The organism is Pengzhenrongella sp. (assembly GCF_036565025.1).
Taxonomy (GTDB): Bacteria; Actinomycetota; Actinomycetes; order Actinomycetales; family Cellulomonadaceae; genus Pengzhenrongella.
Genome location: NZ_DATCNW010000149.1, coordinates 1 through 11,889, shown reverse-complemented (window position 1 = coordinate 11,889; position 11,889 = coordinate 1). Strand labels below are relative to the sequence as shown.

The 11,889-nt window shown below is 69.8% G+C and carries 12 protein-coding genes; 8 read left to right on the top strand and 4 right to left on the bottom strand.

Going from position 1 to position 11,889, the window contains the following annotated elements:
* Positions 1–40: 40 nt before the first annotated feature.
* The 4 genes from VIM26_RS08565 to VIM26_RS08550 all read right to left on the bottom strand — a co-directional run bounded on the left by VIM26_RS08565 (position 41) and on the right by VIM26_RS08550 (position 4,078).
* A complete protein-coding gene (locus VIM26_RS08565; RefSeq protein WP_331950138.1) occupies positions 41–475 on the bottom strand; it encodes an RbsD/FucU family protein in 435 nt (144 codons plus the stop codon).
* 2 nt (positions 476–477) lie between these two features.
* A complete protein-coding gene (locus tag VIM26_RS08560) occupies positions 478–1,224 on the bottom strand; it encodes a FadR/GntR family transcriptional regulator (RefSeq protein WP_331950136.1) in 747 nt (248 codons plus the stop codon).
* 46 nt (positions 1,225–1,270) lie between these two features.
* Complete coding sequence (locus tag VIM26_RS08555; protein WP_331950134.1) at positions 1,271–2,821, bottom strand: alpha-L-fucosidase; 1,551 nt, start codon at positions 2,819–2,821, stop codon at positions 1,271–1,273.
* Between the two features lie 264 nt (positions 2,822–3,085).
* A complete protein-coding gene (locus VIM26_RS08550; protein WP_331950132.1) occupies positions 3,086–4,078 on the bottom strand; it encodes a hypothetical protein in 993 nt (330 codons plus the stop codon).
* 56 nt (positions 4,079–4,134) lie between these two features.
* On the opposite strand from VIM26_RS08550, the gene wecB reads away from it, so the two are divergent.
* From wecB to VIM26_RS08510, 8 genes are all read left to right on the top strand, one after another.
* Positions 4,135–5,130 carry a non-hydrolyzing UDP-N-acetylglucosamine 2-epimerase gene (gene wecB / locus VIM26_RS08545; protein WP_331950140.1) on the top strand — a complete coding sequence of 332 codons (996 nt, stop codon included), beginning with the start codon at positions 4,135–4,137 and terminating at the stop codon, positions 5,128–5,130.
* 11 nt (positions 5,131–5,141) lie between these two features.
* Positions 5,142–5,996 carry a hypothetical protein gene (locus tag VIM26_RS08540; protein WP_331950130.1) on the top strand — a complete coding sequence of 285 codons (855 nt, stop codon included), beginning with the start codon at positions 5,142–5,144 and terminating at the stop codon, positions 5,994–5,996.
* Positions 5,997–6,069: 73 nt separating this feature from the next.
* Entirely contained in the window at positions 6,070–6,756 is a 687-nt protein-coding gene (locus VIM26_RS08535; RefSeq protein WP_331950128.1) for a TetR/AcrR family transcriptional regulator, read from the top strand.
* Positions 6,757–6,802: 46 nt separating this feature from the next.
* Positions 6,803–7,723, top strand: a complete 921-nt coding sequence (locus VIM26_RS08530) for an ABC transporter ATP-binding protein (RefSeq protein WP_331950126.1) — start codon at positions 6,803–6,805, stop codon at positions 7,721–7,723.
* Complete coding sequence (locus VIM26_RS08525; RefSeq protein WP_331950124.1) at positions 7,720–9,363, top strand: ABC transporter permease; 1,644 nt, start codon at positions 7,720–7,722, stop codon at positions 9,361–9,363. Before VIM26_RS08530 ends, VIM26_RS08525 begins: the two co-directional genes overlap by 4 nt.
* 68 nt (positions 9,364–9,431) lie before the next feature.
* Positions 9,432–10,019 carry a TetR/AcrR family transcriptional regulator gene (locus VIM26_RS08520; RefSeq protein ID WP_331950122.1) on the top strand — a complete coding sequence of 196 codons (588 nt, stop codon included), beginning with the start codon at positions 9,432–9,434 and terminating at the stop codon, positions 10,017–10,019.
* An 82-nt stretch (positions 10,020–10,101) separates the two neighbouring features.
* Entirely contained in the window at positions 10,102–11,508 is a 1,407-nt protein-coding gene (locus VIM26_RS08515) for an amidase (protein ID WP_331950120.1), read from the top strand.
* A 106-nt stretch (positions 11,509–11,614) separates the two neighbouring features.
* Positions 11,615–11,857, top strand: coding sequence for a hypothetical protein (locus tag VIM26_RS08510; RefSeq protein WP_331950118.1), 243 nt, complete (start codon positions 11,615–11,617; stop codon positions 11,855–11,857).
* The last annotated feature ends 32 nt before the right edge of the window (positions 11,858–11,889 follow it).

Sequence of the window (11,889 nt, the reverse complement as noted above, 5' to 3'; positions counted from 1 at the left end):
GAGATAGAGCATTCCAGTGCTCTATCTCGACGCGGCGGTACTACTTCGCGGGGTGGGCGGGGGCCCGGACGCCGATCGTCAGGAGGAGGTTGGCGTAGACGCGTTGGTCGCCGGTTGCGACCACGATTGCCAGGTCCGGGGAGCGGCAGGTCTCGTAGAACTCGAACCGGCCAAGCTCGGTCCAGTCCAGCCCCTTCGCCAGGGCCTTGCGGTACCCCTCGTGCGCCGTGATCTTCTCTCCCGGCCCGGGCACCATCACGGCCGCGGACTCGATCGGGATGGACTGCACGAGCACCGCGAGGACGTCGTCGACGCTCAGCAGCCCCGGGCGCAGATTCAGGTGGATCCGGGCGGCTCCCTCGCGCGCTCCGGTGCTGTGCGGGTAGTTCCCGTCCGCGAGCAGCACGGTCGATCCGTGCCCCGCGGCGGCGAGCGCACCGATCAGCTCCGGGTGTGTCAGTGGGCCTGTCAGCATGCCTACTCCTTGGTCGTGTCTGCCCCGCTCGTGTCGAGGTTCGTCACTTCGACGAAGTCCTCGACGTCGAGCAGGTGGGCCGCCATCCGGACGCGCGCACGCTCCGAGTCCCCCTCCAGCACCGCCCGCAGGATGAGCTCGTGCTCCCGGCCGGTGCGCTGGTGCGCACCGTCCTCGGTGAGCCCGCGCCAGATCCGCGCGCGCAGGGTCCGGCTCGCGAAGGCCGCGATGAGGGCCGCGAGCACCGGGTTTCCCGCGAGCTCCGCGATCGCGCCGTGGAACGCGACGTCGGTCTGGATCAGCTGCTCGTTCTCGACTTGCGGCCCGGCGAGGATCTGCTCGCCGGTCGCCAGGGCCGCCCGGGCCCGGGCGATCCCGTCCTGCATGGTCGGGTCCTGGTCGCCGCGACTTGCGACGTTCGCGGCGGCGAGGCCGGCCGCCTCGGTCTCCAGGAGCCGCCGGACGGTGTGGATGTGCAACGCGTTGCCGGCGCCCTGGAGCTCGACCAGCAGCCCCATCGGCCCGAGCAGCAGGTTCGCGTCCAGGCTCGTGACGTAGGTGCCGTCACCCTGACGCGTGTCGAGCACGCCGAGCAGCGTCAGGGCCCGCACCCCCTCGCGCAGGGACCCGCGGGACACCCGCAGGGCCGCGGCCAGGTCCTTCTCGATCGGCAGCCGGTCGCCGGCGGCGAGCTCGCCGTCGAGAATCATCTGCGTGATCCCGTCGACCACGTGATCGGTTCGTGACATAGGGCGAGTATCCCCGAACGGTCGGGCCTCGCCGGTGGTCTCCACGTCAGCCGTGCAGGAAGTCACCCCGTGGCTGGGGCACCACGGGCTCGAGCCAGACCTTCACGACGACGCCCGGGGCGTCCGTCCGCGGTTCGTTCAGCTCGATCTCGACGCAGCCCGCGACCCGGGTCCACCGCACCGGCTCGGGGTCCCCGAGAACGACGACGGACCGCACCGCGCGCGGCAGGAGCCCGGTCCCGGAACCGAAGGCGTTGATCCGCGCCACGCCGTCGGCCGGGCGAGCCAGCAGGATCGCGTAGAGGTACTCCCCCGTCACGTCGGTGCGGGTCGTGAAGCGGATGTCCTCGCTCGTGTACGTCGGCAGGTCACCGTCCGTGAAGGATCCGACGGCGACCTGGGTGGGTCCCTCGGCCGCGATCAACCAGGGCCGGGTCCCGAAGATCGCCTCGCCGTTGATCGACAGCCAGGCCCCGATGCCCTCGAGCAGCTCCTGCTCGGGGGCGGGGATCGTGCCCTGCGCTGTCGGCCCGACGTTCAGCAGCAGGACGCCGTTCTTGCTCACCACGTCCGCGAGCTCGGCGACCAGGTCGGGCAGCGTCTTGTAGTCGTGACCCTCGACGTAGCACCAGGCACCCTTGGACACGGCTGTGTCGTTCTGCCACACCTCGGGCAGCACACCGCCCATGGTGCCGCGCTCGATGTCGTAGACCGCGGAGCCGGGGACGAACGCGTCCCACTTATAGTTGATGACGACCTCGCGCTGCCACTCGTGCGCGCGGTTGTAGTAGTAGGCCGCGAGCCGGCGCCGGTAGGGCTCGAACGCGGGCTGCTCGATCCACCAGTCGAACCAGAGCACCTGCGGGCGGTACTTGTCGATGATCTCGACCGTGCGCAGCAGCCAGTCCTCCAGGAACAGCTCGTTGGGCGCGGTCTCCTCGCGCTGCGCGGGCCCGTAGAAGTCGAGGTACTCCGGGTCGAGCACGTCCGAGTCGAACTTCGCGCCGCCGTTCATGAAGAACCAGTGCTCGGCCCGGTGCGAGGATGCGCCGTTGACCATCCACGCGCGTTGGGTGGCGTCGGACAGCTCACCGAAGACGTCCCGCCCCGGACCCATCGCGCTCGCCTTCCAGCGCGAGCGGTCGGTGTCGTACATCGCGAAACCGTCGTGGTGCTCGGCGACCGGGACGACGAACTGGGCTCCGGCCCGGCGGAACAGCGCCGCCCACGCGTCGGGGTCGAACTCCGCCATGGTGAACAGCGGGATGAAGTCCTTGTAGCCGAACTCCGCCTGCGGCCCGTACGTCTGTGCGTGGTGGTCGAACTCCTTCGACCCCTGGCGGTACATGTCGCGCGAATACCATTCGCTGCCGAAGGCCGGCACCGAGTACACGCCCCAGTGCAGGAAGATGCCGAACTTCGCGTCCTGGTACCAGCGCGGCGGGGTGTAGGTGGCCAGCGAGGTCCAGTCCGCGCTGAACGGCCCCTGCCCGACGACGGCGTCGACGCGTGCCAAGGCCAAGGTGTTGTCGGTGATGTCGATCCGCGGCGGGATCGGCGGGTGCGCCGGCTGCTCGTCGTTCGGGTGAGTCTCCACGGGTTCGAGACTAACAGTCATCGGATGAATCGACGAGGGCCAGTGCGGCGCCCCTCTGACCAGAAAACCGAGCGACGCCTGTGGCGTTCTCATCGACGGATGGTCATCCGAGGCAAGCATCGGATGAATACAGATCCCGGCATGGCGACGCCTCCGCCTGGCCGCCAACGCTCCGTCGTCGGCCGCAAACTGCGCACATCGGTGCCCGCTGCGTACATCCGATGCGCGCAGTCCTCACGTTTGTGCGCACTCTGCGGCTGCCGGTCAGCCCATGAGGTAGATGTCGGTGCGGTAGACCGTGAGGGCGTCGGTCCGGGAATTCGGCTTGGCACTCAGGGTGATCGGTTGGGCCTCGTTGACGTTGAAGCCTCTGGATGCCGTCGCGTGCCGGGTGCCCGCGTGTCCCTGGCCGAGCCGCCCGATCGCTCGGTACCCTCCGCTGACCTCGAGCAGGGTGACGTCGAGCTCGAACGGGGCGTCGCGCTCGGCCGCGGGAACGGTGAAGTTCACCTCCATGCCGCCGAACGACACCGTGAGCACCGAGCCCGCCGTGGTCGCGGTGAACACCCCGAGGGCGTGCACCCGCAGCTGCTTGCCCACCCCGAACAGGCGGCGAGCCGGGATCGTGTACGGCGCGCAGAGCGTCGTCGGGGCGGTCGTCCCGGTGAGGGGACGAGCGACCCGGTCATAGGCGACGCGCACGTACTGCTGGGCACGTCCGAGCTCCGTGCTGTCACCCGAACCCGCGTAGGCCTCCACGTCCGCCATCCGGTTGGCGTTCGCGGTGCCCGCGTTGTAGATGTTCTTCGCGCCGCCCTCCCCGAAAAAGCCGCCGGTTCGGGTGCGGATCGCGCGCGTGTTGCGCCGGAAGTCGTCCCCGACGGTATCGACGCGCGAATTCTCCGCCACGACGAGGCCGATCGCGTTCTCCTCGAAGACGCAGTAGTCGATGTGTCCCTGCGAGCCGCGGATGATCGTGTCGGTGACCGTCGTCGGGGAGGCGTTCGAGACGAAGCCGCTGCGGTTGCCGGTCAGCACGCCACCGAGCACACCCGCGCCGTCTGGCTGCACCAGGGGAAGCTCGTCGCGGACGGCCCCGCCTACGAGGTCGCCCAGCGGTACCGCTGGTGGGCCTGGAACCTCGCGAACGGCGAGACCGAGAAGGCCGCGCGGCTGCTCGAGGACGCCGTCAGCGAGGGCCGCGGCACCACGATCCGGTTCGACGAGCCGCCCCACCCCCGGGCACAGGCCAGGCACGCCCGCACGTGAGCCCGCCAGGACGAATCCAGGAGCCCCTCGTGAAACCCCGGGTCATGACCATCTACGGGACCCGTCCCGAGGCCATCAAGGTCGCCCCCGTGATCAAGGCGAGCGCGGCCAGCGACCTGCTCGACGGCGTCACGGTCGTCACCGGCCAGCATCGGGAGATGCTCGACCAGGTCAACGAGCTGTTCGCGATCGTGCCCGACCACGACCTGTCCATCCTCAAGCACGGGCAGACCCTGGCCGGCATCACGAGCCGGGTCCTGGACGGGTTGGACCCGATCCTCGCGGCCGCCCGGCCCGACGCCGTCGTCGTGCAGGGCGACACGACGACGTCGACCGCCGCCGCGCTCGCCGCGTTCTACCGGCAGATCCCCGTCGTGCACCTCGAGGCGGACATCGTCATCACCCGCAACACCGTGATCGACGCGTTGCTGCTCACCGCGGGCGGCGCGAGGATCCCGTTCTGCGATCCCGCGCTCGAGGCCCTGGCCGGCTCGGGCCGGCCGATCCTGCTCGTGACGAGCCACCGCCGGGAGAACTGGGGGGACGCGATGCATCAGGTCGGGGGCGCCCTGGCCCGGATCGCGCGCAGCGAGCCGGACCTGGTCATCGTGCTCCCGGCGCACTGCAACCCGATGGTGCGCGAGGCGCTGCTGCCCCACCTCGACGGGCTGGCGAACGTCGTGGTGACCGAACCCTTGCCGTACGGCGAGTTCATCCGAATGCTCGCGCTGGCACGCATCGTGCTCACGGACTCCGGCGGGGTCCAGGAAGAGGCGCCGAGCCTGGGCACGCCCGTGCTCGTGATGCGGGAGAACACCGAGCGCCCCGAGGCCGTCAGTGCCGGGACCGTGCTGCTCATCGGGACCGGCGAGGACCGGATCGTCAAGGAGGTCGAGCGGCTCCTGCACGACCCGGCGCACTACGCGGCGATGGCGAACGCGGTGAACCCCTACGGCGACGGCTCGGCGGCGCAGCGGGTGGTGGCCGCCGTGGCGGACCTGCTCGGCGTCGGCGCGAGGATCGGCGACTTCCGGCTGTGACGCTCCCCGCCGTGACCGCCGACTACGAGCGGTGGAGGTGCCCGCACACGGTCTGGGCTGCCCTGGCGGATTTCGCCACCGCCGCAGTGCACCGCGACGGGATCGATTCGGTCAGCCACCTGGGGGTGACCCTGGACCTGTACCTGGACCGCGACCCGCTCGACGTCCGCGACCAGCCGGTCCTGCCGGTGTTCTTCACCGGCTCGGTGCCGAACCGCGACGCCGTCAGCCCCCCGTTCTTCTCGGGGCGCACGCTCAGCCGGCAGATCGGCGTGTCCGCGATCTACCTCGCCGACCCGACGGTCTCGTCGTTCGGCACGCTCGGTCTGGCCTGGTACGACGGCTCGGAGCGGTCCCGGACGCGCGCGGCGATCACCGCGCTGCTGCAGGCCATCTCGGAGCGGTCGGCGAAGGAGTTGCTGCTGGTCGGTGGCAGCGGGGGCGGGTTCGCCGCCCTGCGCTACGCAGGCTCGCTGACGGTGCCGGTCTCGGTGTTCACCTGGAACCCGCAGACGAACTGGCTTCGGTACGAGGACGCCACGGTGCGCACCTACCTCGCCGCGGCGTTCCCCTCGATCGAGGTCTCGGCCGAGCCGGTGGACGCGCAGGTCGACCGGATCGAGGCGCAGCTCGCGGCGATCGGCGCGTCCGCATCGCTGCTGACCGGCCGGCCGCGCGCGGCGAGCCGGGTGCTGTACCTCCAGAACGCGACGGACTGGTACGTCGCCGCGCACGCCATGCCCTACGTGGCGCATCACCGGCTCGAGCTTTCGGTCCCGGGCCGGTACTGCGCCGGGCCGGAGCACGTGGTGTGCAGTACGCGACCTTCGGCAGCGGGCAGGGACCACCACCGTGCGTGCCGTTGAGTTCGGTGGCGCCTCGCGCCGCCTCCGCGCCGGCCCATTGCGGCCCGCTGGTCACGCGTATAGCGTTTTGATCGTGCGTACAGCAGGGGGGCGTCCGGCGTCCGACCTCACGGCGCGGGCAAGGGTCCGCGAGGTCGCGATCGAGTGCTTCGCGGAGGAGGGCTTCGACGCCTCGATGCGGACCATCGCCGCGCGAGCCGGGGTCTCCCCCGGGCTCATCACGCACCACTTCGGCTCGAAGGCGGCGATGCGCGCCGAGTGCGACGCCGAGGTGCTGCGGCGCTATCACGCGCTGAAGACCGAGGCGATCGCCGACCCGAGCGCCTACCTGCTCGAGCGGCTGACGGCACCTGGCACCGCCGCCGTCATCCTCGTGTACATGCTCCGCGCGATTCATGCGGGCGGGCAGCCGGCCCGCGACTTCCTGGAGAGCCTCGTCGAGCACGCCCGCGCGATCATGGCCGAGAGCGTCGCGAGCGGGCTGGCACGTGCGTCGCGGGACGAGGAGGCGCGCGTGCGCTACCTCACCTACCAGTCGATGGGCGCCATGCTCGTGCAGTTCCTCACGGCCCCCGAGCGCACTCCCGATGAGTTCGTCGCGTCCCTGCGAGACGGCCGGCGCGACACGATCCTGCCGATCCTCGAGCTGTACACCGAGGGCCTGCTGACGAGCCCTGCCATGTTGGACGACTACCTGCACCACCAGTGGGAGCCGCCGGGCGGCCCGGTCCATGACGAGCCGTCAACCCAGACCGCGTGACCGGCCCAACCACCCGCGTCGAACCCAGCAGACGAAGGAAGCCATGATGAGCGCACTCGAGATGGCCGTCGAGGTCGAGGGCCTGACGAAGTCCTTCGGCAGCGTCCAGGCCCTGCGTGGCCTCGACCTGACGGTCCCCACCGGCCAGGTCACAGGATTCCTCGGACCGAACGGCTCGGGCAAGTCGACGACGATCCGGATCCTGCTCGGCCTGCTGCGCGCCGACGGGGGCAAGGCGACCGTCCTGGGCGGCGACCCCTGGGCGGACCCGGTCCACCTGCACCGGTCGATCTCCTACGTGCCCGGTGACGTCACGCTGTGGCCGAACCTCACCGGCGGCGAAGCGATCGACATCCTGGCCCGGCTGTCCGGTCCTCTCGACCCGGCGCGCAGGCGGCTGATGCTCGACCGGTTCGAGCTCGACCCGACCAAGAAGGCCCGGGCGTACTCCAAGGGCAACCGGCAGAAGGTCGCCCTGGTTGCGGCCCTCGCGTCCGACGCCGATCTGCTGCTGCTGGACGAGCCGACGTCGGGCCTCGACCCGATCATGGAGGCTGCCTTCACCGAGTCCATCCGCGAGGTGAAGGCCGCGGGGCGCTCGGTGCTGCTGTCCAGCCACATCTTCGCCGAGGTGGAGAAGCTCGCCGACCGCGTCACGATCATCCGCGAGGGCGTCACCGTCGAAGCGGGCACGATCGCGCAGCTGCGCCACCTCACCCGCTCGCAGGTGACCATCGCGGTCGACACGGGCGCCGCCCGCCTCGCGGCGCTGCCCGGCGTGCACGACCTTCAGGTCCTCGACGGTCACGTCACCTTCGCGGTCGACGACGCCGAGCTCCCGACTGTCCTGGCCGCCGTCGCCAGTCTCCGGCCGCGCTCCATCGTGGCCAACCCGCCGTCGCTCGAGGAGCTGTTCCTGCGCCACTACGGCGACGAGCTCGCGGCACTGAACGAGGTCGACCGATGACGCCGTCGGCGGTGCGGACCGAGCCTGTAGTGCGGCAGGGGGCGAGCGACACGCTCGCTGGTGTCGGCACGATGCTCCGCCTCGTGGTGCGGCGCAACCGTGTCCGGCTCGTGGTGTGGTGGGTGGTGATCGTCGGTCTCTTCGCCTACGTCGGCGCGTACTACAAGTCCATCTTCACCACCCAGGCGGCTCTCGACGATTTCGCTGCGCTGAGCAACACCCCCGCCATCAAGGCGCTCACCGGTCTGGCGGCGGCCCCGAACACGCTCGGCGGAGCGGTCTGGACCAAGATCTGGATGACGTGTGCGCTCACCCTCGCGTTCGGCGTCGTCTTCCTCGTCACCCGCAGCGGTCGCGCCGACGAGGAGGTCGGCCGCACCGAGCTGCTTCGTTCTCGGATGCTCGGCCGCGACGCGTACTCCGCGGCGTCGTGGCTGGTCAACGCGGTGCTGTGCGTCGCCGTCGGCGCGGGCGTCGCGCTCGCCTCGGCGGCCAGCGGGCTGGACCCGGCCGGAGCCGGGATCGCCGGCTCACTCGTCCTCGGTGGATCGGTGACTGGCGTCGGGCTGGTCGCGATCGGCGTCGGCGCCGTCGCCGGCCAGGTGACGTCCACGTCGCGCGGCGCGAACGCGCTCGGCTCCGTCGTCCTGGGCCTGTTCTACGTGCTGCGGATGGTCGGCGACCTCGGGGACGGCCGGCTGACCTGGGTCTCGCCGGTCGGCTGGGGCCAGGAGATGCAGCCGTGGGGCGCGAACCGGTGGTGGCCTCTTGCCCTGCTCGTGGGGCTCGCCGGCGCGCTGCTCGCGGTGGCGGCACGGCTGGAGGCCCGACGTGACCTCGGCGCGGGCCTGCTGCCCGATCGCCCGGGCCCCGCCGGCGCACCCGCCCGGTATGCCACGCCGCTCGGCCTGGCCCTGCGGCTCCAGCGAGGTCCCATCATCGGCTGGAGCGCCACGATCGTGCTGACCGCGCTGCTGTTCGGGTCGGTCGTCCAGGTGATGACGGACCTCCTGCGCGACGCCGGGTCGACGGCGACTGCGGTGATCGGCGGTACGACCGTCGATGCGCTGCTTGCCCTGCTCGTGCTGATGATTGCGATGGTGACGACGATCTTCGCGCTGCAGAGTGCGATCTCGCTCCGGGCCGACGAGGCCAGCGGGATCGTCGAGCCTCAGCTCGCCGGAGCCCTGTCCCGGACCCGGTGGGCCCTGGAGCGCCTGGCGATCCCGGCCGCGGGGACCGCGGTGCTCCTGCTGGTCGGGGGCGCCTGCATGGGTGCGGGCTACGGCTCGATCATCGGCGACCCGGGGCAGACGGGTCGCCTCGCGATCGCGGCCCTGGCGTACTGGCCGGCCGTCATGGTGCTGGTCGGCGTCGCGGTGGCGCTCTTCGGTTGGCTGCCTCGGCTGGCGATCCCACTCACGTGGGGCGCGCTGTCGGCGATGTGGTTCATCGTCCTCATCGGTGACGCCCTCCACCTGCCCGACTGGGTGCTCAACCTGCTGCCCTTCTCGGCGACGCCCCACCAGCCGCTCGTGCCCCTGACGTGGACACCGCTCGTCGTCATGACACTGGTCGCCGCCGGCCTCATCTGGACGGGTCTGGACCGCTTCGCCCGGCGCGACGTGCAGCCGGGGTGATCGCGGGAACTCTCCGCGCATCGACCCGGCACTAGACGACCGGTCTAATAGAGTGCTACGGTCATGCCATGCCGGTCACCGAGATGGATACGCGCCAGACCATTCTGGACACCGCACAGCGGATCATGGCCCAGAAGGGCTTCGCCTCGGTCGGCCTCACGCAGGTGCTCACGCAGGCCGGCGTCCCGAAGGGCTCGTTCTACTACTACTTCAGCTCCAAGGACGCCTTCGGCGAAGCGATGATGAAGAACTACTTCAGCGTCTACCTCACCAACATGGATCGAATCTTCGCCGAACCGGGCAGGAGCTCCGGGGAGCGCCTGATGGACTACTGGCAGCACTTCTACAACACGCAGGTCGTTGACGAGTGCCAGGGCAGGTGCCTGGTCGTGAAGCTCGCCGCCGAGGTCACCGACCTCTCTGAGTCCATGAGGGCGGCATTGAAAGAAGGAACGACCGCGATCATCGATCGGATCGAGCGAATGATCGTCAGTGGTCGAGCGGATGGGTCCCTGTCGATCGAGGGCACCCCCCGCACCACGGCCGAGGCGCTCTACGACGCATGGCTCGGCGCGAGCCTGATGGCCAAGATCCACCGCAGCCCCGACTCGCTCGACCGTGCGATGACGATCACCCGTCAGCACCTCCACCTCTAACAGACTCAACCCCGACCGCCTGGACCCCGCCGGGCAGCATCTACGCGGCGATAGTCGACCGGTCTACTCGATGGAGAACATCATGGATTTTGACCTGATTCATTCCGATGCGACGAAGCTCGCTGAACTGATCCGCACCCGCAAGGTGTCTCCGGTCGAGGTGATGCAGGCGCACCTCGACCGCATCGAAGCGACGAACCCGAAGATCAACGCGATCGTCACCCTCGCCGTCGATGCACTCGATGCCGCGAAGTCAGCGGAAGCAGCACTCGCCGCGGGGGTCGAGGTAGGTCCTCTGCATGGAGTGCCTTTCACAGCCAAGGATTCGTTCGATACCGCCGGGGTGCTCACCCAGCGTGGTTCCCCGATCTTCCGGGGCCGCATCCCGGACGCGGACGCCACCAGCGTCGCACGCATGAAGAACGCCGGTGCGATCCTGCTCGCAAAGACGAATCTTCCGGAGTTCTCGTACTCAACCGAGAGCGACAATCTCCTGACCGGGAGGACGAACAACCCCTGGAACCTGGACCGCACGTCCGGTGGCTCCAGCGGCGGCGAATCGGCAGCGATCGCAGCGGGCATGACGCCGCTCGGCCTTGGCAGCGATCTCGCCATCTCGGTGCGCGGCCCCGCAGCGCACACCGGCATCGTTGCCCTCAAGGCAACCCATGGACGCATCCCCGCCACGGGAATCTGGCCTCGAGTACCGCGTCGCGATTGGCACGTCGGCCCGATGGCACGCACAGTTCGCGACATCGCGCTGGCCTACTCGCTGCTCTCGGGACCGGACGGCGCCGACGGCTTCGCCACGACCCCGCGCGAGCTCGACGCGGGAGTGGGATCCCGGCCGGATCGACCGCTTCGCGTCGGTTGGCTGGTCGAGCCCGGTTTCGGGCCGATCGACCCAGAAGTGGCCGCGACCGTGCAAGCGGCAGCCGAGGCACTCAAGGGTGCCGGTGTGCTCGTGGAGCCCGTCCGAATCCCGGCGCTGGAGCGGGACATCCCGCTCGACCTGTTCGATCGACAGCACGTGATGGAGCTCAAGCCGGCGTTCGAGGCCGCCACAGCCGGCCATGAGGACGACATGTTCAAGATCTCCAGATCCATGCTCGCGACGCCCGACAGGTCCGTGCAGGACTACGTTCTCGCCGAGCAGGGGATCGAGCGGCTGCGCGACGGCTTCGTCGACTACTTCCAGCGTTATGACGCGCTGCTTCTGCCCGCGACCCCTATTCCCGCACACGCACACGGGCTCGAGGAATTCGTCATCAACGGCGAAACGGTGCCGTTCACCTATATGCAGAACGCCACCGTTCCGTTCAACCTGACCGGGCTCCCGGCATTGTCGATGCGGTTCGGCACGAGTAGCGATGGGATGCCCATCGGGGTCCAGATCGCAGCCGGCTGGCTGGCCGAGTCGACGATATTGCACCTCGCTGCACTGCTCGAGTCAGTGAGCCCCGTCCGCAACCTGCACCCGAAAATCTGACCGGACACACGACGGCCATCACCCGGACCGTCCCGGTCAGCTGCACGACCACGAATCCGTCAGGCAGTGCCCGTGCACGACATCCCACCGAATGAAGGAGCACACGATGTCGACGAACGTGAACCGCGAACACCCCAAGGGGAACAACCCCACGGTCCAGGATCGCGCCGGGTTCGTCACGGTCGCCCAGCGCATCAAGTCGCACCGGATCAGCGGGGCCGCACCGGACCCGGAATGGGACGCGGGCGCCGAGGCGCTCGGGACGATCGCCGAGAGGATCCGCTCGCACCGACTCAACGAGGCGAATCCCCGCTGGACCCGGGGCCTCCGGACCAAATCGCAAGCCTGACCTCCACCATGTAATGGACGGGTGTGGCCCTG